Source organism: Sphingobium sp. Cam5-1 (assembly GCF_015693305.1).
Lineage (GTDB): Bacteria > Pseudomonadota > Alphaproteobacteria > Sphingomonadales > Sphingomonadaceae > Sphingobium.
This window is the reverse complement of the sequence record NZ_CP065140.1, coordinates 115,508-137,982: the sequence shown is the minus strand read 5'-3', so window position 1 is coordinate 137,982 and position 22,475 is coordinate 115,508. Positions and strand designations below refer to the sequence as shown.

The 22,475-nt window shown below is 63.6% G+C and carries 22 protein-coding genes; 11 read left to right on the top strand and 11 right to left on the bottom strand.

What is annotated here, in order from left to right:
• Window positions 1–280: 280 nt before the first annotated feature.
• The 8 genes from IZV00_RS19275 to ectA all read right to left on the bottom strand — a co-directional run bounded on the left by IZV00_RS19275 (window position 281) and on the right by ectA (window position 9,865).
• Complete coding sequence (locus IZV00_RS19275; RefSeq protein WP_230463521.1) at window positions 281–2,683, bottom strand: membrane-bound PQQ-dependent dehydrogenase, glucose/quinate/shikimate family; 2,403 nt, start codon at window positions 2,681–2,683, stop codon at window positions 281–283.
• 136 nt (window positions 2,684–2,819) lie between these two features.
• Window positions 2,820–4,067 (bottom strand): mechanosensitive ion channel family protein, encoded by a 1,248-nt coding sequence (locus tag IZV00_RS19270; protein WP_044663537.1) that lies wholly within the window; start codon window positions 4,065–4,067, stop codon window positions 2,820–2,822.
• Window positions 4,064–5,410, bottom strand: coding sequence for an MFS transporter (locus IZV00_RS19265; RefSeq protein ID WP_044663538.1), 1,347 nt, complete (start codon window positions 5,408–5,410; stop codon window positions 4,064–4,066). The genes IZV00_RS19270 and IZV00_RS19265 overlap by 4 nt, the downstream gene beginning before the upstream one ends.
• Entirely contained in the window at window positions 5,407–6,654 is a 1,248-nt protein-coding gene (locus IZV00_RS19260; RefSeq protein WP_044663539.1) for an MFS transporter, read from the bottom strand. Before IZV00_RS19260 ends, IZV00_RS19265 begins: the two co-directional genes overlap by 4 nt.
• Before the next feature lie 6 nt (window positions 6,655–6,660).
• Window positions 6,661–7,596 carry an ectoine hydroxylase gene (gene thpD, locus IZV00_RS19255; RefSeq protein WP_044663618.1) on the bottom strand — a complete coding sequence of 312 codons (936 nt, stop codon included), beginning with the start codon at window positions 7,594–7,596 and terminating at the stop codon, window positions 6,661–6,663.
• A gap of 24 nt (window positions 7,597–7,620) precedes the next feature.
• Window positions 7,621–8,034, bottom strand: a complete 414-nt coding sequence (locus IZV00_RS19250; RefSeq protein ID WP_044663540.1) for an ectoine synthase — start codon at window positions 8,032–8,034, stop codon at window positions 7,621–7,623.
• 10 nt (window positions 8,035–8,044) lie between these two features.
• Window positions 8,045–9,352, bottom strand: coding sequence for a diaminobutyrate--2-oxoglutarate transaminase (gene ectB / locus IZV00_RS19245; RefSeq protein WP_196227689.1), 1,308 nt, complete (start codon window positions 9,350–9,352; stop codon window positions 8,045–8,047).
• 33 nt (window positions 9,353–9,385) lie between these two features.
• The gene (ectA, locus tag IZV00_RS19240) at window positions 9,386–9,865 is read right to left on the bottom strand and encodes a diaminobutyrate acetyltransferase (protein WP_196227709.1); all 480 of its coding nucleotides are present in this window, start codon (window positions 9,863–9,865) and stop codon (window positions 9,386–9,388) included.
• 275 nt (window positions 9,866–10,140) lie between these two features.
• On the opposite strand from ectA, the gene IZV00_RS19235 reads away from it, so the two are divergent.
• The 6 genes from IZV00_RS19235 to IZV00_RS19210 all read left to right on the top strand — a co-directional run bounded on the left by IZV00_RS19235 (window position 10,141) and on the right by IZV00_RS19210 (window position 16,092).
• A complete protein-coding gene (locus IZV00_RS19235) occupies window positions 10,141–10,629 on the top strand; it encodes a MarR family winged helix-turn-helix transcriptional regulator (RefSeq protein WP_196227688.1) in 489 nt (162 codons plus the stop codon).
• Between the two features lie 65 nt (window positions 10,630–10,694).
• Window positions 10,695–11,684 (top strand): YihY/virulence factor BrkB family protein, encoded by a 990-nt coding sequence (locus IZV00_RS19230; RefSeq protein WP_230463520.1) that lies wholly within the window; start codon window positions 10,695–10,697, stop codon window positions 11,682–11,684.
• A 63-nt stretch (window positions 11,685–11,747) separates the two neighbouring features.
• On the top strand, window positions 11,748–13,061 hold the full coding sequence (locus tag IZV00_RS19225) for a chloride channel protein (protein ID WP_196227687.1): 1,314 nt from the start codon (window positions 11,748–11,750) through the stop codon (window positions 13,059–13,061).
• Between the two features lie 280 nt (window positions 13,062–13,341).
• Entirely contained in the window at window positions 13,342–14,001 is a 660-nt protein-coding gene (locus tag IZV00_RS19220; protein WP_048574816.1) for an FABP family protein, read from the top strand.
• 104 nt (window positions 14,002–14,105) lie between these two features.
• The gene (locus tag IZV00_RS19215; protein ID WP_230463528.1) at window positions 14,106–15,086 is read left to right on the top strand and encodes a hypothetical protein; all 981 of its coding nucleotides are present in this window, start codon (window positions 14,106–14,108) and stop codon (window positions 15,084–15,086) included.
• Window positions 15,087–15,447: 361 nt separating this feature from the next.
• Complete coding sequence (locus IZV00_RS19210) at window positions 15,448–16,092, top strand: energy transducer TonB (RefSeq protein ID WP_230463519.1); 645 nt, start codon at window positions 15,448–15,450, stop codon at window positions 16,090–16,092.
• A gap of 139 nt (window positions 16,093–16,231) precedes the next feature.
• Here IZV00_RS19210 and IZV00_RS19205 read toward each other — a convergent pair whose 3' ends face one another.
• Both IZV00_RS19205 and IZV00_RS19200 read right to left on the bottom strand, forming a co-directional pair.
• Window positions 16,232–16,525 carry a type II toxin-antitoxin system RelE/ParE family toxin gene (locus tag IZV00_RS19205; RefSeq protein ID WP_044663546.1) on the bottom strand — a complete coding sequence of 98 codons (294 nt, stop codon included), beginning with the start codon at window positions 16,523–16,525 and terminating at the stop codon, window positions 16,232–16,234.
• On the bottom strand, window positions 16,522–16,791 hold the full coding sequence (locus IZV00_RS19200) for a CopG family ribbon-helix-helix protein (protein ID WP_044663547.1): 270 nt from the start codon (window positions 16,789–16,791) through the stop codon (window positions 16,522–16,524). The genes IZV00_RS19205 and IZV00_RS19200 overlap by 4 nt, the downstream gene beginning before the upstream one ends.
• A 524-nt stretch (window positions 16,792–17,315) precedes the next feature.
• Between IZV00_RS19200 and IZV00_RS19195 the strand changes: the two genes are divergently transcribed.
• From IZV00_RS19195 to IZV00_RS19175, 5 genes are all read left to right on the top strand, one after another.
• Complete coding sequence (locus IZV00_RS19195) at window positions 17,316–17,660, top strand: RcnB family protein (protein WP_044663548.1); 345 nt, start codon at window positions 17,316–17,318, stop codon at window positions 17,658–17,660.
• Between the two features lie 75 nt (window positions 17,661–17,735).
• Window positions 17,736–18,455: a response regulator gene (locus IZV00_RS19190; protein ID WP_099185964.1), complete on the top strand. Its 720-nt coding sequence runs from the start codon at window positions 17,736–17,738 to the stop codon at window positions 18,453–18,455.
• Window positions 18,452–19,813, top strand: coding sequence for a sensor histidine kinase (locus IZV00_RS19185; protein ID WP_099185631.1), 1,362 nt, complete (start codon window positions 18,452–18,454; stop codon window positions 19,811–19,813). The genes IZV00_RS19190 and IZV00_RS19185 overlap by 4 nt, the downstream gene beginning before the upstream one ends.
• Before the next feature lie 50 nt (window positions 19,814–19,863).
• On the top strand, window positions 19,864–20,094 hold the full coding sequence (locus IZV00_RS19180) for a hypothetical protein (protein WP_196227685.1): 231 nt from the start codon (window positions 19,864–19,866) through the stop codon (window positions 20,092–20,094).
• A 140-nt stretch (window positions 20,095–20,234) separates the two neighbouring features.
• Window positions 20,235–20,429 carry a hypothetical protein gene (locus IZV00_RS19175; protein ID WP_044663551.1) on the top strand — a complete coding sequence of 65 codons (195 nt, stop codon included), beginning with the start codon at window positions 20,235–20,237 and terminating at the stop codon, window positions 20,427–20,429.
• A gap of 30 nt (window positions 20,430–20,459) precedes the next feature.
• Here the strand turns inward: IZV00_RS19175 and IZV00_RS19170 are convergent, their stop codons facing one another.
• Window positions 20,460–22,112, bottom strand: a complete 1,653-nt coding sequence (locus tag IZV00_RS19170) for an FMN-binding glutamate synthase family protein (protein WP_443020091.1) — start codon at window positions 22,110–22,112, stop codon at window positions 20,460–20,462.
• Window positions 22,113–22,475 lie beyond the last annotated feature (363 nt).

Sequence of the window (22,475 nt, the reverse complement as noted above, 5' to 3'; positions counted from 1 at the left end):
TTGATCCGAGAGGCTGTCGTTCAAGCCGATTGCGGCATGGTGTTTGACAATCCCGGCCTTAACCAGCCGCCGCGCCATTGCTGACATTCGAGAAAGGGCGATTGGCTTTTGCCCTGACTCGCCTGCCGGCGTGGATCCGGTCCACCGATGAAGCAGACCTAATCGTCCAGGACTCTATGAAGTTCGGCGTCAGCAGACCCCTGTATTGCCGACATGGCATCGATCCGGCCTTTGGAGCCTACTGAAAATTCGCGTATTCGCACTCGGGCATCCGTGCTCTTTACCTGCCCGGCTGGGGGAGAGAATAGGCGATCACCTCATCACCCACTGGCGTCTCCATGAAATGGTGGCCGCCCGCGTAGATGACGACATATTCACGCCCCGCCGCTTCATAGATCATCGGCGTTGCCTGCCCGCCCGCTGGCAGTTTGCGTTGCCACAGCGTCTTGCCGGTCGACAGGTCGATGGCGCGGATCAGATTATCGGTGGCCGCCGCGATGAAGATGAGACCACTCGCGGTGACGACGGCGCCGCCATTGTTAGGCGTGCCGATAGTCATCGGCAGCATCGATGGGATGCCGAACGGGCCGTTGGTGCGGGCCGTGCCGAAAGGACGATCCCAGATGGTGCGGCCGCTCGCCATGTCGATCGCGCGGATGCCGCCATAAGGGGGCTGCTTGCACAGCATGCCGGTGAGTTTCATGCGCCATCCGGCATTCACGTCAATCGCATAGGGGGTATGCGCCTGCGGATCGCCCGCGCCTTCCGCCCCGCCGATATCGCCCCGCGCCTGTTGACGGGGCGCCCATCCCCTGCGGTTGGCTTCTGCACGCGGGACTAGGCGGACATAGTTGGGCATGTCGTTATAATTTGCCACGATCACGCCGCGCCGCGGATCCACCGCGATCCCGCCCCAGTCTGTGCCGCCATTATAGCCAGGATATTCTATCGAACGCCGCCTGCTTTCCGGTGGCGTGAAAAAGCCCTTGTAGCTTGCCTGCCGGAATTGGATCCGGCAGATCAACTGGTCGACAGGCGACATGCCCCACATGTCGCGTTCGGTCAGGTCGGGTTTGCGCAGCGTGTGCCAACGCGAATAGATTTGGAAAGGCGACCTTTGGGCGGGCTCCACGCCGCCGCCCGGCGCGCGCATCACGCCGACCGGCGTCAGCGGCTTGCCCGTGCGCCGGTCGAGAATATAGATGTCTCCCTGCTTGCTCGGCAGTACCAGCGCGGGTGTACCGCGATAGTCGACCAGCGTCGCCTGTGCGCCAAAGTCATAATCCCACACGTCCTTGCGCACCGCCTGGAAGCGCCAGCGCGGCTTGCCCGTGTTCACGTCCAGCGCCACCAGCGAGGTGGCATAGAAATTCTCAGGCGCTCGGCGCAGGCCACTATAATAATCCGCTGCGGCATTGCCCATGGGAAGGTAGACAAGACCAAGCGTCTCATCGGCGCTGGCAATCGTCCACATATTGGGTGTGCCGCGCGCCCAGGTCTGTCCAGGCGGAGGATAGCCGTTCCAGTCGGGATGCATCATGTCCCAGGCCCAGCGCAGCTTGCCCGTAATGGCATCGAAGCCCCGGATGACGCCCGAAGGAGCCCAGCGGTCCTGTCCGTCGAGCACTTGATGTCCAGTCACAACCACGCCCCGCACGATCGTGGGGGGTGAATTGATCGAGACATAGCCGGAAGGCGTTTCGCCCATGCCAATCTTGCTGTCTACCTGTCCGTTCGACCCAAAATCCTGACATGGCTTGCCGGTGAGCGCGTCGATGGCAAACAGGCGCGCATCCAGCGTGCCCCAGATGATCCGCGTGGCGCAATCCTGATCCGGCCGCGCCTGCGGAACAGCATAATAGCTTACGCCCCGGCAGGCGGCGGTATAGGGGATGGCTGTGTCGGGCACGCGCGGATCGAAGCGCCAGCGTTGGCGCCCCGTTCGCGGGTCGAGCGCGATGACGATGCTCTTGGGAGTGCAGACATAAAGCGTATCGCCGATCTTCAGCGGCGTGTTCTCCGCACCATAGGTGTTCTTGGCGGCTTGCGAGGGAAGATCGCCGGTGTGCGTGAGCCAGACCTGCTCGAGCGCTGACACATTGGCGGGTGTGATCTGGACAAGAGGCGAGAAACGCCGCGCACTGTATGATCCGCCATAGGCAGGCCAGTCGGCGCCAGCCTGTAGGAGCGCGGGGTCCGCCATAGCGGTGGAAGGCACGGGAAGAGCAAGCCGCGCCCTGGGCTCGTTGACCTGCGCCAGCGTAAAGCCGGTGAGGGCAGTGAGCAGAATAATCCCGGCGATCGCTCCGCCCGCCAGCTTCCACCGGTCGGGGCGGACCGAGAGCAGCGGCATGATGAGCAGCACGCCGATCAGCAGCACCAGGGGTGCGATAACGCGCGGGATGAGGGCCCAGCCATTCGTGCCCACCTCCCACAATGCCCAGATGATCGTCGCGCCAACGATGGCCATGTAAAGCCATGCACCCGTCATTCGCCGCTGGTACAAGAGCCAGCCCGAGACGAGCATGCCCATGCCGGCGATCAGATAATAAGGCGATCCGCCGATGATGAGGAGCCATGCGCCGCCGATCGTCAGGACCAGGCCAATCATCCCGATCAGGCCTCCCATGAGCGTTGTCGCCCATCGCGACCCGGTTCTGGTCGGCGGAACAGTCTCGGCCATGGCGCACCCCATCGATGTGGAAGGTGAAGGGCTAACGGAAAACGGACCCATACTGTTCCGTTCGAGGCTGATTTCACCCTTGAGCGAACGAGCCGTCCGGCTGTGCGATGCAGGTTCCCGCCAGTGGGCCCGACAGTTACGCGGCTGTCATTGCCGCCAGGTCAGCGCCAGCGGGGCGCTGGAACAGTCGCAGCCCGAATTCCGGGAGGATCGCGAGCAGATGATCGAAGATATCCGCCTGGGCTCCCTCATATTCTGCCCATATCGTGCTGTTTGCAAAGGCGTAGATTTCAAGCGGAAGGCCGTTTTCGCTCGGAGCGAGCTGGCGCACGAGCAAGGTCTTGTCCTGTGCGATGTCGCGGCGCGATTGCAGATAGGCCAGCACATAGGCGCGGAAGGTGCCGATGTTGGTCAGCCGCCTGCCATTGATCGTGCCGTGCGCTCCATGCTCGGCATTCCACTGCTCGATTTCGCGCTGCTTGGACTGCAGATAGGGCCGCAGCACGGAGAAGCGGCCCATGCTGTCCGTGTCGTCCTCGTCCAGAAAACGGACACTGCCCTGGTCGATCATCAGTGAACGCATGATGCGGCGTCCACCCGACTCCGCCATGCCGCGCCAGTTGCGGAAGCTCTCCGAAATCAGCCGGTGCGTGGGAATGGTCGTGATCGTCTTGTCGAAATTCTGGACCTTGACCGTGTGCAGAGCGATGTCGATGACGTCTCCATTGGCGTTGAACTGCGGCATCTCGATCCAGTCGCCCACGCGCATCATGTCGTTCGACCCGATCTGTACCGACGCGACCAGCGACAATATGGTATCCTTGAATACCAGCATCAGCACTGCGGCCATGGCGCCAAGGCCAGACAGCAACAGGAGCGGCGACTGGTCCATGAGCGCTGCGATGATCAGGATCGCGGCCGCAGCGTAGACAAGCAGCTTGCCCAGTTGCACATAGCCCTTGATCGGCCGGTGGGCGGCGTCCGGGCGGCGCTGATAGAGATCGTTGAGCAGCGCGAGGAAGCCATTGAGGGCGACGGCGATGGTCAGGACGATGAATGCCGTGCAAAGGCTGCGCACGAATGTTGCCGCCTCAACGGGCAGGTGCGGCACTGCCCCGATGCCGCCTTGAATAATAAGTGCGGGCACGATGTTCGACAGCCGTGCCACGATCGCGCCGATATGCTTGGCCTCGACATGAAAGGGCAGCTGTCCAAGGAGGCGTAGCAAAAGCCGCAGCACGATCCGCTTGGCGACCCAGTTCGCGCCCCAGGCGAACAGGATCAGCAGCAGGAATGCGAGGCCGCCCTGCATCCATGGTTCGGTGACATAGCCGCGGGTCAGCGTCGAAATGCTGTCGTTGGAAACCGGAAGATTGGTGATCAAGCCTGCTTCTCCTGGAAAGGATCGTCTTGCAGCGAGTGGCCCGCCGTCTCGGGCATGAAGCGCAGCGCGAGCAAGCCGACGATGCAGGCCAGGATCATATAATAGGCCGGCATCAGCTCGTCGCCGGTCAGGCCAATGAGGCCGCTGCCGATCGCCGGCGCGGTCCCGCCGAAGATGCTCGTGGAAACATTGTAGGCGATGGCGAAGCCCGCGAAGCGCACCTGTGTCGGGAACAATGCAGGGAAGGTCGCCGAAATGGTCGCAAGCTGCGGCACATAAAGCAGGCCAAGCAACAGGAATCCTGTGATCGCGCCGATCAGGCCGGTCGCCATCAGCATGTAGAGCGGCACGACCGCGACCAGCAGGCCGACAAGCGACATCCGCCACATCGTTCGCCGCCCAACCCGGTCGGACAGAGCCCCGGCAAAGGGCAGGGCCGCCATCATCAGCAGCATGCCGATGATCGGTACGATCAGCGCCTGATCGCTTGTGAGGCCGATCCGCCTTTGCAGATAGGTCGGCATATAGCTGAGCAGCGTATAGTTGACGACGTTGAGCGCCACGACCAGCCCGCCGACGACCAGCATGGGCCGCCAGTGCCGCCGCACCAGCAACGGCAGGCCGGGTGAGGGGGGCGGGCCGCTATCATGCAGCGCCGCGGCCGCGCGGAAGACCGGCGTGTCTTCCATCTTCGAGCGCAGATACATGCCGACCAGTCCCATGGGGGCCGCCACCAGGAAAGGAATTCGCCAACCCCAGGCGTGCATCGCCGTATCTCCCAGCATCAGAGAGAAACCCAGCATCAGCGCTGCGCCGAGCGAAAAGCCCGCCAGCGTCCCGAACTCCAGAAAGCTGCCGTAGAAGCCGCGCCGGTCGTCGGGCGCATATTCCGCCATGAAGGTCGCGGCGCCGCCATACTCCCCGCCGGTCGAAAAGCCCTGCACCATGCGCAGCGCGATGAGCAGCGCCGGCGCCCATAGGCCGATGCTCGCATGATCCGGGATCAGCCCCACGCACAGCGTTGCCCCGGACATCAGCAATATGGTGAGCGCCAGGACCGACTTGCGTCCGAGGCGGTCGCCCAGCGGCCCCCAGAACAGCCCGCCCAGCGGCCGGACCAGGAAGGAAATCGCGAAGGTCGCCAGTGCAAACAGCACGGCCTCGTCCGTGGGGCCCGGGAAGAGCGCTGCGGAAATATAGGTGACCCCATAGGCATAGATGCCATAGTCGAACCATTCGGTCGCATTGCCCATGGCCGACGCGGCGATGGCGCGGCGCAACGTGACGTCGCCCGCCGTCGTGGGGGAGGCGGCTACCGTCCTGTGACTGGAAATCGCGGTCATGTCGTCTGTCCTTGGGTCAGCGTCTCGTCTGCGCTGTTGGGATCGAGCAGCGAAGCCATGGGCGTGGTGCGGGGCAGGACCTGGAAATCCTGCTGATATCTAACCGGCACCGGCTCGGACGCGCGCTGGCGCCACAAGCCGACGGTCATGGCGAGCCCGGCGCACAGCGCGATGAAGAGAAACAACCCGCCGGTTCCAAAGGCGGTCATGGCGCCGGCTGCCAGCAGCGGCCCGAGCGCTGCGCCGAGGGAATAGAGAAGCACCAGCCGTCCGCTTGCCGCCACGCGCTCGGTCTCCAGCAGCCGGTCGTTGCAATGGGCCACGCACAGCGGATAGAGCGCGAAGCTCAATCCCCCGAACAGCGCGCCGAGGCCCGTCAGCCACAGGCCATCCTGGCCGAGCGACAGCGCCATGCTGACCAGCGCCGCCGCCGCGAAGCTGCCGATGATCACCTGCCTGCGGTCATGTCGATCCGACAGCCGGCCCAAAGGCCATTGCAGCGCCACGCCGCCCAGGATGACGAACATCATGAACCTGGCGGTTTCGGGCAGATCCAGACCCAGCCGTCTCACATGCACGGCCGCCAGCCCATAAAATGCGCCCAGCATCAGGCCCGTCGCGACAGCGCCCCAGGCGCCGAGCGGCGAGGCCGCCAGCAGCGACCGGATCGAAAAGGCGCTGGCCTCCACTGGCGCAGGTGCGGCACTGCGCGTGAGGCACAGCGGGATGATCGCCAGCGAAATGAGGATGGAGGCAAGCTGGAATGGAATGGCCGGCAGGGCGCCGCTTGCCCCCAGCAGCAATTGGCCGATAGCCTGGCCGGAGTAGAGCGCCACCATATAGGCGGCCAGCACGCTGCCGCGCATTTGCGGCTCCGCCCGGTCGTTAAGCCAGCTTTCAAGGCACACGAACACGCCCGCGACGCACATCCCGTCGACCAGCCGCAGCAGCATCCAGAACAGCGGATGCGACAGCAGCACATAGGACAGGGTACTCGCCGACAGCAGCGCGACGAAGGCAGCGAAGGCGCGGATGTGTCCCACCCTCCGGACCACGCCTCCCGCGCGCAGCGACCCGATGATCAGCCCGCCGAAATAAGCGGTGGCGACGATGCCGATCGTCATCGTGCCGCTGCCGGCCCGATTCAGCCGCAGGCTGATCAGCGTCGCCAGAAAGCCGCTGCCCGCCATCAGCATGAAGATGGACAGCAAAATGCTGCGGACGGGTTTGATGGCCAAGAACATTATGTCTTAAGCGGCCTGGCCTGGCATGCCCGTCCTTTCGGTCATAGAGCCTGATACCGGCACGATCGGCTGCAGCTCGCCTCGCGCTGCGATGAATTCCGGACGCGGCTTTTCGACCCCGAAAGGTGCACAGAGCCGGTTGCTGAGGGCATTATAGACCAGAAAGGCGTTGGCCCGGGGGAAGGGAGTGATATTGCCGTTCGATCCGTGCATGATGTTGCAGTCAAAAATCACGACCGACCCTGGCTGGCCCGTCGGCGCGACGATGCCATGCCTGTGCGCCAGTTCGGCCAGGCTGTCCTCGTCCGGCACGCCATATTCCTGCCGTTTGAGCGACATGCGGTAATGATCCTCGGGCGTTTGCCCGACGCAGGTCAGGAAGCTGCGATGCGATCCGGGGATCAGCATCAGCGGCCCGTTATGGGCCATGTTTTCCGCCAGCAATACCGACATGGACAGGGCCCGCATGCGCGGCATCCCATCCTCGACATGCCAGGTCTCGAAATCGCTGTGCCAGTAGAACTCCTTGCCCTGGAAGCCGGGCTTGTAGTTGAGGCGCGACTGGTGGATGTAGACCTCGTCACCCAACAGAAACCGTGCGACGCTCGCCAGCCTGTTGTCGGCGGCCAGTCTCGCGATGACCGGGCTTTGCGCGTGAATGCGGAAGATCGAACGGATTTCGCGGCTGCCCGGTTCGCTGATCACCGTTTCATCCTCCAGCGCGTCCGGGTCCGACAAAAGCTGGCCCGCCTCGCTCTGAAGGAATGCGATCTCCTCGCTGGAAAACAGATTTTCCAGTACCAGATAGCCGTCGCGCTCGAACTGCGCGGCCTCGTCCCTGCCGATTGGCGCGTCCTTGCTCCACGCGCTATGAACGACTGGATCGAGGCGCGGCAGAAACTCCGCCATCTTGGCATGGCGGGATGGGTAGATGTCTTGCAAGGGACTGCCCCCTTTCATCTTCGGTCAATTACTCAGTGCAGACGCGCGGATCATGTCGGCTTCGGCCGGGTAAGTGCCGTTCTCGTCATGTACTTCCCTGCCGGTGACCGGCGGGTTGAATACGCAGGCGCACAGGATGTCGGTCGTGGGGCGCACAATGTGCCTGTCATGCGCGTTGAGCGCATACATGACACCCGACGCAAGCTGGTGCGTGATGCCCGTGCCCAGATCCTCGATGGTGCCATTTCCCTTCAGCACCAGCACCGCTTCCAGATGGTTCTGGTAATGCATGTGGATTTCCTCACCCGCATACATGGTCGTGATGTGGAAGGAAAAGCCCATATTGTCGTCCTTCAGCAGCAAGCGCGCGCTTTCCCACTGTTGCGACTTCACATTTCGGTCCGATTTACGGATGTCCTGCAGTTTGCGAACGATCATGATATCTCCTTTATTCCGCCGCCACGCCGTAGGGAGCGCCCAATGCTTCGGCTATGCACGTTTCCAATATGTCGATGCCGGCCGAAAGCTGGGCGTCGTCTATGACGAGGGGGGCAAGGATCTTGACGATTTCGTCATGCGCTCCGCTGGTTTCGATGATAAGGCCCCGCTCGAAGCAGGCGGTGGTGACGGCGGCGGCGATATCGCCCGACCCAACATCGATGCCGCGCATCATGCCCCGGCCGCGGGTGGACAGGCCATGCTGCGCCGCCATCGCCTCCAGCCGTCGCGCAACGAGTGCGCCGCGACGAGCGATGTCCTGCTCAAATCGCCGGTCGCTCCAGAAATGGCGCAGCGCCGCGCTGGCGGTGACGAAGGCATGGTTATTGCCGCGGAAAGTGCCGTTATGTTCCCCCGGCGCCCATTGATCCAGTTCAGGCCGGAACAGCGTGAGCGCGAAGGGCAGGCCCATGCCCGACAGTGACTTGGCCATGGTGACGATATCGGGGGTGAAGCCCATGCCCTCGAAGCTGAAAAAGCTTCCCGTGCGGCCGCAACCCGCCTGAATGTCGTCCACGATCATCAATGCGCCGTGCCGCTTGGCTATGGCGTTGATCCTGCGCAGCCATTCGGGTGATGCCGCGTTGAGGCCGCCTTCGCCCTGCACGGTCTCCACCAGTATGGCGGCGGGGGCGTCGAGGCCGCTCGAAGGATCGGAAAGTCGCCGCTCCAGCAACTCGGCGGTGTCTACCTCCGGTCCGTGATAGCCGTCATAAGGTTCATGCGCGACATGGGCGAGCGGTACGCCCGCGCCGCCGCGCTTGGCCGCATTGCCGGTGCAGGCAAGCGCGCCCAGCGTCATGCCATGAAAGCCGTTGGTGAAGGCGATCACCAGTTCGCGGCCCGTCACCTTGCGCGCGAGCTTGATTGCGGCCTCCACCGCATTGGTGCCGGTCGGCCCGGTGAACATCGCGCGATAGTCGAGGCGGCGGGGTTTGAGGATCAGGCTTTCCAGCGTTTCCAGAAATTCCGCCTTGGCGTCGGTGTGCAGGTCGAGGCCATGCGCGATCCCGTCGGCCGCGATATAGTCGAGCAGCGCCTGCTTGAGCACTGGATGGTTGTGGCCATAGTTCAGCGTGGAGCATCCGGACAGGAAATCGAGATAACGGCCACCCTGATTATCGTGCATCCACACATTCTCGGCGCGATTGAATTGCCGGGGCATGACGCGCGCATAGCTGCGGACGGCGGATTCGCGCCGCTCATAGATGGCGGTATCGGGTTTGCGGCCCGTGGGCCGGGGAAGGGTGGTGATCATGTCGCCAATTCTCCTTGAGGGATGGCCGCGCGGTCAGCGCGGGAGCGGGCCGATGCGCGCCAGCCATTCGGTGGCATGCGCGCCGGCGAAATGCGTTTGCTGGTGGAAGAGTGGGCTCCTCTCGAGCCTGGTGCGCCATCTGTTCGCGAGCCCCTCGAAAAGAGCCCAAGATGCCTGATTATCATTCGTCACCGTGGTGATGAGATGGGTGACTTCTGCAGATGACGGGCGCGCGAGCAAGGCCTCGATCATGTGTCCGGCCAGTCCCTGCCCCCTCGCTGCGGGCGCGACAGCGACCTGCCAGACGAAAAAACTCTCTGGCTCGGACGGCGGTCGATAGCCCGACACCCAGCCGATCACCTGGCCGGCTTTTTCCGCGATGATGCAGCTCTGCGCAAAATGCGTGCACTGCAAAAGGTTGCAGTAGGCGGAATTGACGTCGAGCGGAGGACAGCTTGCAACAAGTTTCGTGACTAAGGGCCCGTCAACCGCTGTGGGAAGACGCAGCCGGATCTCCGCTATCGCGCCATCGCGATGGCGCGCGCGCTTCCGCTGCGGCGATGAAGCCGCGTCGGACCGTGTCTCAAAGATAATTCATCTCCCGAAGTATAATCTTCGTATTTCAGGCGCCCCTCTCTTGGCTTGAGGCGGAAGATACCGCATTAGACTCGATTTTCAACCCTTTGGCGCACGAAGTGGTCCTTTGGCCGATGAAGGAGTTTATCAATTGCTTTGGTTTGCAAAGGATGGGATTGGCCAGGAAAGGCCATTTTCCCTATGTTTCCATCATGAGTTCAGAAGTTGCCGTCCTCACCCTTCGGGCCCTCCGCCGGGTCCTGCGCGCCACTGAAATCGGCAGCCGCCGGCTGGCCGCGACGACCGGCCTCACGCCTTCGCAATGGCTTGTCCTGCGCGAGATCGGGGCGCGCGATTCGGCGACCCCAAGCGCGATTGCCACCGCCCTTAAATTCAGTCAGGCCACGATCACCGCGATCGTCGACCGGCTTCAGCAACTCGGCTTTGTGCAGCGGCAGCGCAGCGAAAAGGACAAGCGCCAGTTCATTCTGCGGCCCCTGCCGCCGGGCCTCGAGGCTCTGGCGGAGGCGCCTGACCTGCTGCAGACCACGTTCACCGAGCGCTTCGCAAAGCTGCCGCAATGGGAACAGGCCATGATTCTTGCGGCCGTCGAACGGTTGGCGATGCTGATGGATGCGCAGAATATCGATGCCGCCCCGTTGCTAGACAGCGGTCTTATCGACCGGTCCGAACCTTCCTGAGGGCAACCTTCGCAGGAGAAGGGGCCTCGCCCTTCTCCCCGTTCCCACCATGAACTGAAGTGGACATGTCTATGTCAGAACAGGGACGCGCGGCGCACAGAGGCGCTGCCCCCGGGACATCGGGACCAATGCAGGCGGTGGCGTGGAAGGCGATCGTCAAACGCGTCTGGGTGAACAACGGACGGCACAATCTCGGGCTGCTCTCGGCCGGTGTCGCCTTCTACGTCTTCCTGTCGTTCGTGCCGCTTCTGGCGGCGGTCATCATGATCTACGGCCTCGCTGCCGATCCCGCGACGGTCGCCAGGCATATGCGCACCATTCTCGACGTCGTGCCCGCCGACGCCGCCCGGCTCATCCAGGAGCAGCTCACGCAGCTTACGACGAGCGCCCAGGAAAAGAAGGGAATTGGACTGCTGGTCGCGCTGCTGGTCTCGATCTTCGGCGCGTCCCGAGCCTCGGGCGCCATGATCGGATCGCTCAACATAATCTATGAGCGGGAGGACCGGCGGTCGTTCCTGAAAAACACCTTTCTTGCGAGTGCGCTTGCCGGTGCAGCGGTCTTCGTGGGCATCATCGGCCTTGCGGCCGCTTCGATGCTCAGCTTCGCCAAAGGGCTGGTTGCAGGGATAGGGCCAGCTGGCGCGACGGCTGTGCAGGCGCTGACCTGGCTTGTCGCCGCATCCCTGTGCAGCTTCGCCATCGGCGGCATGTACCGGTTCGCGCCCGATAGGCCCGATGCCCGATGGCAATGGTTCAGTCTTGGCTCCTGTCTTGCAACATTGCTCTGGCTCGCAGCGACGCTCGGCTTTGGACTTTATGCAAGCCGGTTCGCCAATTACGATGCTACCTACGGTTCGCTCGGCGCCGTGGTCGTGCTCCTCATGTGGCTCTTCGTTTCCGCCTATGCCGTATTGATTGGCGGCCTGATCAATGCCGAGATGGAGCGGCAGGCTCCATGCGACACGAGCGCGGAACCCACAGAAGGGGGCGGGCAACCGGGCACGGGGATGGACGGCGCCCGCGCGCTGTTCCAGCAACGGGCGCATGCCCGTTAACGCGCATGCGCCCATCATCTGCCTGACCGAAATGCTCGGCGGCGCACCAGCCGAAGGACAACGATGCCAGGAACCAGCCTTTCATTGCGTCATTTGCGGATATTATTGCGGCGGCATGGCCCGGAGGCCCTGATTTGGCGCCGCCGCATCGCCATTTTGGGCGGCGCCGTCCTCACCGGCCTTGCCGCCTTGCTGTTCGCGCGTCTGGCGGACGAGGCGAGCGAAATGTTTGTCGGTCTGGCAAGGCGGTGGCCGGCCGCACATCTGTTGCTGACGCCATTGGGCTTTGCCGCTATCGTCTGGACAACCCGCAAGCTTGCGCCTGCGGCAAGGGGGTCGGGCATTCCACAAGTGATGGCCGCCTCTCGTGATCCCGAACATGGGCTCAACCGGCTGGTTTCGGCACGGACCGCCATCGTGAAGCTGGTCATGACTATTGCGGGGCTGCTGCTGGGAGCCTCGGTCGGGCGCGAGGGTCCGACCGTCCAGATTTCTGCAACGATCATGGCCTATGCGCATCGGCTGATGTCGGTTCCGTTGCGGGCATCGGTCTATATAGCGGGCGGCGCGGCAGGCGTGGCCGCCGCGTTCAATACGCCTCTGGCCGGGGTGGCCTTTGCCATCGAGGAGCTTGCGGCGGCCTATGAGCAGCGCATGGCCCTGCTGGTGATGGCCGCTGTACTCATCGCGGGCATGGTGAGTTTGGGTCTTGCCGGCGACTATGTCTATTTTGGCGTCATGCGGCAGACGCTCAATGTCCATGAGGCGCTTGTGGCCGCTCCGGTCGCCGGCGTGATTGGCGGCCTGGCGGGAGCCTGTTTCTCGCGCTTCATGCTGGGCATGGGACGCTCGACAAGGACGCCGATACGCTGGATGCGGGAAAGACCGGTGCGGTTCGCGGCAGGATGCGGACTGGTAGTGGCGCTCCTGGGCGCCGCCACAGGCCTCACCTGGGGGACCGGCTATCAGACCGCTCATGCTGTCATCGCAGGCTCAGACGTGCCGATATGGTTCGGGGCGGCGAAGTTCGCGGCGACACTCGCCACTGCGGTTTCCGGGATCCCGGGAGGTATTTTCGCGCCGTCCCTGTCCGTAGGAGCGGGGATCGGCGACGTGCTCCGCAGCATGTTCCCGGCCTATCCTGCCGGGGCGATCGTCCTGCTGGGGATGGTCGCCTATTTCACGGGCGTCGTGCGGGCGCCGCTCACGGCTGTCATCATCATTTCGGAAACGACGGCGAGCCGCGGCCTGATGATGCCGCTTCTGGCGACCGCGCTCATCGCCGACTTCGCCGCTCAACTGATCAGCAAGGAGCGCCTCTATCACGGCCTTTCCCGCCGCTTCGAGAGCAGTCCCGAACACAAGGCTCACCCATAGCATCATCGCTCCTTTGACGGTCGCGCTCTGCCCCGCGCCTCCGGTGCCGGTAACGGGTTCCTTCGCCAGGACGCCGGTGGACGGAAGGTTGCCAGAGGATTGATATGTCGGTTACTTGTCGATGGTGGTGTGCAGTCGGCTTGACCGGCTGATCCCGGAAAAATTGCGGCCGCCAGGAGCTTCCAGGTCACACTGGCCATAGGCGCGTACGGCCAACAGCCCAATCGTGGCAGGTGTCGAGGCCGAGGCGGCGGGATAATATAGTCAAGGGGAAACATCCATGGACATACCGGATGACATCTTCACTGAAGCCGACGCGGTTTCGGACACGCTGGCCAACCTTGGGCCGCTGCGCCGCCTGGCAGGCATCTGGGAAGGGCATCGGGGCGTCGACCTCAATCCCAAGGCGGACGGGCCCGAGCAGCGGGCCTATTATGAACGCATCGAAATGCAGCCGATTGATGCGCAGACCAATGGGCCGCAACTCTTCTATGGTTTGCGTTATCATGTTCATATCAACACACCGGAAGACCAGATCGCCTTCCATGATCAGGTTGGATATTGGCTTTGGGAGCCGGCCACCGGCCTTATTCTGCAGACCGTGGCGATCCCGCGCGGCCAGGTCGCCATCGCCGCAGGTCATGCCGCGCCGGACGCGACCCGGCTGAGCTTGACGGCGGAGCGTGGCCAGACGGAATATGGCATCTGCTCGACCACCTTTCTCGAACTCGCATTCCGCACCGACTCCTACAGGATAGAGGTCGATTTCAACGCCGATGGTTCGTGGACCTATGTGTCCGAGACGAGCCTGCTGGTGCGCGGCCGCGACACGCCATTCCTGCATCGTGATACCAATATCCTCACGAAGATTGCCGAGCCCGACCTGAACCCCTGGGCTAAGATCCTGCGCGAAACACGGAAGGCTCCTGTCGACGCATGATTGACCGGCATGATGCAGCCAGGGCCCCCGTCTCCCCACTCGACTGACAGCCGCGCCGGTCGAGACCGGGTTGCCAACAGATTGATATGTCCGTTAATTTGCCGGTGGTGACGCGCGGCCGGCCGGACCGGCCGACCCCGGGAACGACAGGAGAATGCCATATGCCGCTCACTTCGCGAATGCTTGTCGCGGGTCTGTTGGCAGCCTCATGGGTTTCCCAGCCTTCGGCCCTTCACGCACAAACCCTGTTCGAGCGATCCCCGACTTACGCGGATTTGGCGGATCTTTCCTTCTCGGCGGGGATGATTGCGCTGGTGCGGATCGAAACGCAGATCCCGATCGACCCGCAGCGCGCGCAAGCCGCTCTTCCCGGCTATACACGCTTCTACGTCGAGGCGCAGGCAAAGACCCTGCTCGCGGGCCGCAAGCCCCTTGGCCGTTCCGTGCGGTATCTGGTCGATCTTCCGCTGGATTGGCGAGGCAAGGCCGACGATCTGGAGGGGGAGGAGGTCTTTATCTTCGCCCGCGGCGTGGACGGCAGGCCTGGAGAGCTGCAACTCGTCACCCCCACCGCGCAATTGCGCTGGAGCAACGCACGCGAACTCCAGTTGCGCAGCCTGTTGCGAGCGGCCGTTTCGCCCGATGGACCGCCCAGGATTACAGGTGTGCGTTCCTTGCTGCACGTGCCAGGCGCCTTGCTGGGGGAGGGGAGAACGCAGATTTTCCTCAGTACCCAGGACGGATCCTATGCCTCGATCACCGTCCGGCACCACCCTGGCCTCCCACCCGAGTGGAACATTTCCTTTTCCGAACTCATCGCCGATGCCATCGAGCCTCCCGCGCGCGACACGCTGCCATGGTATCGCCTGGCGTGCTCGCTTCCACCGGTTCCACCTCCTGACGCCAATGTGTCACAAAGTGAGGCAGGACGGATGCAGGCTCTTGCGGATTACCGGCTCGTCCTGGATTCAATGGGCTCGTGCGACCGCAAGCTGAAATTCAGACCCAAAGCGGTATCTCCATCCTTTCTGGTCGCCGCGAGAGGACACGAACAGGTCCAGTCGCCGACCCACTGGAAGGCGTGAGAAAAGCGCCTCGCGCGCCTTCGTCCCCAGTCCTGCCCGGCAAGGGCGGTCCTGGCTCCCTGATCTGGTCTCGAACACGCCCGAGGCATACCGCTTCCTTATCCAGGCCCCTATTTCTGCCCGACGATCCTTCATGAGCAGAAAAAAGCGAGATCCGGCCTGAATCGAGGCAATAACTGCTCTTGATTCGCATTAGTGGTGTGATTATCCATTCGCGCTCCCTGGAAGAGCGCGGCCGGGCGGATATAGGATAAGGGACTTGGCGATGCTCGCGATCGCACATGATATCGAACGGACCGGGCCGGTTCGTGTGCCCCGGCCTGGGCACGTCCGACCTGTCGGCAGCATGCCGGCGCCTGACATGGCCGCAGCGCGCTACGGGGCGGATCGCCGCGCGAGCCTGCCCGCCATCGCGCTCATTATCGCCGTCCATGCCGCGCTGATATTCGTGATCATGCAGGCGCGGCATCACGGTCATCCGCGCAAGGCGGAACGACTATCGGTCATCAATCTCACGCCACAGCCTCCCCCGCCGGCAGAGGCGCCGCCACCTGGGCCTTCGCATCCTCAAATCATGGCTCCGCCACCTCTCATCGAGATACCCCGGGCCTTGCCGCAGCTTGTGGCGCCAGCGCCGCCAGACCAGACGCTATCTCCCGCGCCTGCAAGCTTTTCCGTTCCGTCCATCGCCAGCGTAACGACGCCCGCGCCGTCCAGCTTCGTCCAGGATGGTGATCTTGGCGCAAAGATGATTGCGGGAAAGCCGCCCCGCTATCCGCTGGAGAGTCGGCGCAAGAGGGAGCAAGGCACCGTCCTTCTCATGCTCACCCTCGCCCTTGACGGTTCGGTCGAGACCGTCGCCATAAGCCGCTCGAGCGGATTTGCGAGGCTTGATGACGCCGCGCTCGATGCGGTGCGGCGCTGGCGCTGGAATCCCGTGATCCAGGGCGGAGAACCGGTACGCGTGCGCGGCGTCGTTGAAATTCCTTTCCTGCTGAAAGGTTGAAAGCCGCCATGCCGTTCTGCTGCCGCGCGGGCGTTCGGGCGCAACGCAAACGGCCGCTCAGGTGTAGCGGATGGGGTGGACGCGACGACCGATAGCAGGGGTCGCCTCAGGCCAAAGCCGTTCTTCCAGCGGCCATGGCTCAGTCATCGGAATCGAAGCTGCGATTCTCGCGGCAGTGCCACAGGCGCAGAATGAAGATGATGGCGTCCGCAATCTCGTAGCGAAGCTCGTGATGACCGACGATGATCCGCCGCACCTCGCGCGGTTCATAGGCTTCCAGCTTCTCTCCGATCCGCGGGTAGTCGAGCAGCCGGTCCGGCGCCCGGGCAAGCTGCTGAACGACTCGTGCCGCAGCTTCCGGCGCTACCGGGCGCAGATGCTCATGAAGGCGCACCAGGTCCGACGACGCCTTGCCGGTCCACTGTATCTTCATTTTGCCGGCGGCGGCAGCGGCTTGTCTGTGCTGAGGCTGTCCGCCCATGACTGAATGCTTTGATGATCGATAACCCGGCCCGCGTCGACGTCCGCCAGCGCTTCGAGCGTCATCCGATGGCGCTCTTCCTCCTGATCGACCCAGGCGGCGAGCGCCTGCTTCATCACCCAGCCGCGCGAGCGTTCCAGCCGGGAAGCCATTGCCTCGACCTTTTCCGCAAGCGAAAGTGGCACATGCGCCGTCAGAACCTTCGTCTCAGTTGCCATTTCATCCCCTGCTATCAGATCGATTAAAATCTAATCGGAAGTTTGCAGAAAGACAAGCTGCGCCTCGCTTCGTGCTGATGAAGCAACGTCTCGATTGCGTCAGGAATGACGGCGCAGGCGGAATGCCGCGCCGGGGCCGGCGGGAAGCCGAAACCAGGTTCGCGCGTCTCCACGAAGCGATCGGGAACAGTCTGTGGCCAGGGACGCTCTATCGCTCAAGGTGCGATCCGCGATCCGAGCCGATGCCGGGCAGGCATGCGAAGCATATCGGGCCGATCGGGTAGAGCACTGCGCCGGAGAGCCTGTACGCCTTTGCGCAGCTGCACGAAAGCCGCGCGTTCGCTCACCGCCGCGTCCGGCGCCGAGGCAGCGGCTCCAGGGGCTTACGCGTCTGGATCCAAATGGCGTCCCGGCCGGCTGATACAAACCGGGACATAATAGCATCGAACCGGGCAAATCCATGCGACACACAGGCTGCATCTTCCAATCAACGCCGCAGACGGCGTGATACGGAGAAGTTCCTCATGAAGAAGTTCATCATCGCCGCCCTGGCCGCCTCGATCGCCGCCACCCCAGCCATGGCTGCACCTTTCCAGCACAATGGCGGCCATGGCCGCGTCATCCAGAATCACCGCGTGGTCCAGAATCACCGCGCGATCCGTCCGGCCCAGTACCGCGCGCACTGGAAAAAGGGCGAACGGTTCGATTATCGCCAGGCCCGCAATTATCGGGTGGTCACAAACTATCGTCAGTATCATCTGCGCGAAGCGCCCCGCGGCTATCGCTGGGTGCAGTCCGGCAACGACGCGGTCCTGATCGGGATCACCAGTGGGATCATCGCCTCTGTCCTGGCGGGCGCCTTCCACTAAAAGACCCTTGATCCAACGAATTTGCTCCCGGGGTCTTTCGCCCCGGGGGCTTCTTCTGCGATGGAAGGCGCTGACATGAGTAGCAATCCCCACATCCTCGTTGTCGATGACGAGCGTGACATTCGCGATCCGCTGGCATCCTACCTCGGCAAGAACGGCCTCAGAACGACGACCGCGGCGAATGCGGCGCAAGCCCGGGACATTCTGGCGGTCCATGCGATCGACCTGATCCTGCTCGACATCATGATGCCCGGCGAGGACGGCCTTTCCCTCGCCTCCTTCATCCGCTCGACGTCGAACATCCCGCTCATCCTGGTCACGGCCAAGACCGAAGACGTCGATCGTATCGTAGGTCTGGAGATCGGCGCGGACGATTATGTGTCAAAACCCTTCAATCCCCGCGAACTGCTCGCCCGGATCAAGGCTGTGCTGCGTCGGACGAGCGAGCAGGCAGCCCTGGTCCACGCGCCCGATGCTTCCGGCTATGCATTTGGCCAATGGGTTCTCAGGACCGGTGAGCGCGAGCTTGTCGATGCCGAAGGCGTTTCTGTCGCGCTGTCCACAGGCGAGTATAACCTGCTCCTTGCGTTCGTGACGCATCCCCGCCGCGTGCTGACCCGCGATCAACTGCTTGACCTGACGCAGGGCCGCGAACTGGCCGCGTTCGAGCGCAGCATCGACAATCATATCAGCCGTCTTCGCCGCAAGATCGAGGCAGATGCCGCCGATCCCAGGCTGATCAAGACGGTGCGTGGCGGTGGCTATACGCTGGCGGCTGAGGTGCGCCGGATATGAGGCTGCTGCCGCGCAGCCTTGTCGGGCGGATGGCCTTCCTTCTCGGAGCTGCGCTGGCGGTCGCGCAGCTCGCGAATTTCGGTCTCATCCTCAACGAGCGCGAAAAGCTTGCCCTAGCGCAGAATGACGGACCGGCGATCACGCGCTTTGCCGGCGCCTTCGCCGACATGTCCGCAGCCGAGGATATTTTCCGCAAGGCGCTTGCGGCAGACCTGTCTCACCGCGGCGCGCGCTTCGCGCTGCGCGCCGACAGCGGCATCGCCGAAGGCGACCGGAGCAATGCGGTCGAGGCGAGACTTGCCGAGGATTTGCGCAATCTCGGCGCGAACGCGCAAGAGGTCCGCGCAAGCGCCGCGCATCCGCAGCCCTCGCAGCGAAGGCGCGCTGACGGGCCGGCGCGCTATGCCGTGTCGCTGGCGGCGAGGCTCCCCGATGGCCAATGGCTCGCGGGCACACTTCCCGCGCCGCGACGCGATCCTGGCCTCGTCACGCGCCTGGCAGCCGCGACGCTGCTTCTCTACCTCGTGGTACTGGGCGTCACCATTGCCGTTGCGCGCCGTCTGGCGCGGCCCCTGCACAACCTTGCCATGGCCGCGCGCCAGTTTCGGGGCCGGACGGCGCCCCTCAGGGTCGAGCCGAGCGGCCCGGACGATCTGCGCGAAGCCATTGCGGCCTTCAACGACATGAACCAGCGGCTCGTGGCGTTGCTTGACGAGAAGGACGGGATGCTCGGCGCCATCGGCCACGACCTGCGCACACCCCTGGCCTCGCTGCGTATCCGGCTCGAAAACATGGAGCCGGCCGACGAGCGCGAGGCGGCGATCTCCAAGATCGGGGAAATTACGGCGACGCTTGAAGACATATTGTCGCTCGCGACGTCGGGACGGCAGCGCGAGCCCCTGCGGCCTGCTGACGTCACCGCCCTTATCGAGACGGCGGTCGAAGAATATCAGGATCTTGGCGAAAATGTCGCATGGAGCCCGGCCGTGCGTCATGTCCTCCCAGTGCAGCCCAGCCAGTTGAAGCGCGCCGTGCAGAATCTGATCGATAATGCGATCAAATATGGCGGCAGCGCAACGGTGACGGTCGCGGCCGCCGGCGACATGCTGCGCATCGAGGTGACGGACAGGGGGCCAGGCATTCCCGCCGGCCAGATCGAGCGCGTGATGCGCCCATTCTACCGGATGGAGGAGTCGCGCAACCGGGAAACGGGTGGCAGCGGCCTTGGCCTCGCAATCACGAAGGCGATCGCCGAGAGCCATGGCGGAACGCTTGTCCTGGAAGATACCGGTGAGGGACTGAGGGCATGCATAATGCTTCCCGGGCTTGGGAAGAGCCGCACGCCTGGGCCTTATTGAACATATATGCACGCCTCTGGCGAAACGCTGCGAGCCTGTCGTAGACCGACGTGAGAACGGCAAGACCGCTCGACCGCGGACTGGTGGACGCGCGGCCGATCCTGGCGTGGCAACTGGATGAAACCGACATTTCACCAGTGCCGGGCAAGCGGGTTGCGCGAAGCAGCCCAGGACGGCCATGGGGCACCTTGCCGTTTTCGCCGCAAATCCTATGCATGACCAACTACATGCCAGGAGTCGGTCGTGGACGTATCAATCTGCCCGACGCCAAGGCCCTTTGAGCGGGTTGGTCGATCGCGCGGCCGTAGGCGACAGATCTCCATCCTGCGCCGGGACGGCACTCGGCGCGATGACACGCCTCCTGTAATATCAGGGCGAGCTATCCGGCTCTCGCCGAATGGCACAAGCGGGGCGATCCGTAATGGAGCCGCCCATTTGCGCCAGATCTCCCGGTGACGCGCTTTGCGTGGTCGCTGAAAAATTACGGGAATTTGATGACAAGGCCCCGGAACGCGGCGACGCCCATTGGTCAACCCAACCGGGCGACGATCCGCTCGGCGACGCCGTCTCGAACAGGGATATCGCGCCTGATGTCGAGCCCGAACCCGACGTCTAGATCATGCGGCTGTGCTGCAAGGAAAGGCCGTCAGCCCGGCATGGTCACGGTCGGGGTTTCCCAGGCTATGGGACGGATCAGCGGCGCGAAGCTGGCGCTCTGCGCGCGGGCCCAGTTTTCCCGATAGAAGTGGTGCGGGCACGCCCCGCCGAGGAGTTCGCCGGGTTTGAGATAGGTGTGGGCCTGGTCGAAGTGCCGTACCCTGGTCGAACTGATCCGGTGCGCCACATGATGCGGGCGCAGATCGTCCGGATGGCCAAGACCTGCCGCGGCAAGCATGTCGGCAAGGGCATGTACGGTCCTGGCGTGAAAACGGCGGACACGCTCCGCCTTGTCGGGGACGACGAGGCCGCGCTGGCGCGCCGGATCCTGTGTGGCAACGCCGGTGGGGCAACGGTTCGTGTGGCAGTTCATCGACTGGATACATCCAAGCGCAAACATGAAGCCCCGCGCCGAATTGGCCCAGTCAGCGCCAATGGCCAAGACGGCGGCGAGGTCGAAGGCGCTGATCAGTCGGCCCGCAACGCCGATCTTGACCCGCTCGCGAAGACCAGCCCCCTCGAGCACATTGTGCACGAAAAGCAGGCCCTCGCGCATCGGTAGACCGATATGGTCGCTGAACTCGACCGGCGCCGCGCCCGTGCCGCCTTCGCCGCCGTCGACGACGATGAAATCAGGAACCGTCCCGGTCTCCAGCATGGCCTTGACGATCGCCATGAATTCCCAGGGCAGCCCGATGCACAGCTTGAAGCCCACAGGCTTGCCGCCGGACAGCCGCCGCAGCTGGTCGATGAAGGCCATCATCTCGCGCGGCGTCGAAAAGGCGGAATGCCGGGATGGCGATATGCAGTCCTGCTCAGGAGGAATTCCGCGCGTCTGCGCGATTTCCGGGGTGACCTTCCTGGCTGGCAGGATGCCGCCATGGCCCGGCTTGGCGCCCTGGCTGAGCTTGATCTCGATCATCTTGATCTGGGGGTCGGCTGCCTGGGCGGCGAACCGGTCGGGATCAAAGCGCCCGTCGGCGGTCCGGCAACCGAAATAGCCGCTGGCGATCTCCCAGACAATGTCGCCGCCGAACTCGCGGTGATAGGGGCTGATGCTGCCTTCGCCGGTGTCATGATAGAAGCCGCCGAGCGCGGCGCCTTTGTTCAGTGCGCGAATGGCGTTGGCCGACAGCGATCCGAAGCTCATCGCCGAGATGTTGAAGATGCTGGCCGAATAGGGCTGGGCGCACTGGTCGTTTCCGATCGTGATACGCAAGGTCCGGGGATCGGCCGGCACGGCCGGCAGCATCGAATGCTGGATGAACTCATAGTCGCGCGCATAGGGATCAAGGAGGGTGCCGAAGGGATGATCGGACGAGACACCCTTGGCGCGGCGATAGACGAGCGAACGCTGAGCCCGGGAGAAGGGCACCGGCTTGTCTTCTTCCTCCAGCAGATACTGCCGGATTTCCGGACGGACCAGTTCTACGATCCAACGGACATGGCCGATCACGGGATAGTTGCGCAGCACCGCATGGCGGGTCTGGAACACATCCCACAGACCAAGGAGGCTGAGCAGCCCGGGGATGACGAGGAGCATCCACTGACCAGGCGACTGCGGCTCTAGCGCAAGACCCGCCAGGAAGAGGGCGACGACGAGGATCCATGCTGTGAAGCGGCTGAGACGCGGTTTGAGCAAAGAGATTCTCCCGGAAGCTTGTAATGGTCCTTGGCCTGGACGGCGATTTTTCTGGCGGCTGCCTGGGTCAGATCCAATGCCTTACGGGCGGCGCCGGCGCGATATGAAAGCAGCGTCTGCCTCTGCCTGGCATGCGCGGGGCGAATTTGTCGAAACCGCTGGAAACCGCGTTCCCCATGCACTCGCGCCTGCGCACAGCAGGTGAACGAACCGTAGCGCCCAAGCCTGATGACCGGGCCCGGTTCGCGCCTGTCGAGGCTCGTGTCGACGAGGTGCGCGCCCGGCGTTCTGGGTGTCCATGTTGCTCCTGGCAGCATTCCGCGGTTGATAGTGCGGTGCTGCGTGCAGGCAAAGCGCCGTCGT

Bases quoted from the DNA above. Each gene is read 5' to 3' on its own strand.
- IZV00_RS19275 (WP_230463521.1), bottom strand. From the start codon at position 2,683: ATGGCCGAGACTGTTCCGCCGACCAGAACCGGGTCGCGATGGGCGACA.
- IZV00_RS19265 (WP_044663538.1), bottom strand. From the start codon at position 5,410: ATGACCGCGATTTCCAGTCACAGGACGGTAGCCGCCTCCCCCACGACG.
- IZV00_RS19260 (WP_044663539.1), bottom strand. From the start codon at position 6,654: ATGTTCTTGGCCATCAAACCCGTCCGCAGCATTTTGCTGTCCATCTTC.
- IZV00_RS19250 (WP_044663540.1), bottom strand. From the start codon at position 8,034: ATGATCGTTCGCAAACTGCAGGACATCCGTAAATCGGACCGAAATGTG.
- ectB (WP_196227689.1), bottom strand. From the start codon at position 9,352: ATGATCACCACCCTTCCCCGGCCCACGGGCCGCAAACCCGATACCGCC.
- IZV00_RS19235 (WP_196227688.1), top strand. From the start codon at position 10,141: ATGAGTTCAGAAGTTGCCGTCCTCACCCTTCGGGCCCTCCGCCGGGTC.
- IZV00_RS19230 (WP_230463520.1), top strand. From the start codon at position 10,695: ATGTCTATGTCAGAACAGGGACGCGCGGCGCACAGAGGCGCTGCCCCC.
- IZV00_RS19225 (WP_196227687.1), top strand. From the start codon at position 11,748: ATGCCAGGAACCAGCCTTTCATTGCGTCATTTGCGGATATTATTGCGG.
- IZV00_RS19220 (WP_048574816.1), top strand. From the start codon at position 13,342: ATGGACATACCGGATGACATCTTCACTGAAGCCGACGCGGTTTCGGAC.
- IZV00_RS19210 (WP_230463519.1), top strand. From the start codon at position 15,448: ATGGCCGCAGCGCGCTACGGGGCGGATCGCCGCGCGAGCCTGCCCGCC.
- IZV00_RS19205 (WP_044663546.1), bottom strand. From the start codon at position 16,525: ATGAAGATACAGTGGACCGGCAAGGCGTCGTCGGACCTGGTGCGCCTT.
- IZV00_RS19200 (WP_044663547.1), bottom strand. From the start codon at position 16,791: ATGGCAACTGAGACGAAGGTTCTGACGGCGCATGTGCCACTTTCGCTT.
- IZV00_RS19195 (WP_044663548.1), top strand. From the start codon at position 17,316: ATGAAGAAGTTCATCATCGCCGCCCTGGCCGCCTCGATCGCCGCCACC.
- IZV00_RS19190 (WP_099185964.1), top strand. From the start codon at position 17,736: ATGAGTAGCAATCCCCACATCCTCGTTGTCGATGACGAGCGTGACATT.
- IZV00_RS19185 (WP_099185631.1), top strand. From the start codon at position 18,452: ATGAGGCTGCTGCCGCGCAGCCTTGTCGGGCGGATGGCCTTCCTTCTC.
- IZV00_RS19175 (WP_044663551.1), top strand. From the start codon at position 20,235: ATGGAGCCGCCCATTTGCGCCAGATCTCCCGGTGACGCGCTTTGCGTG.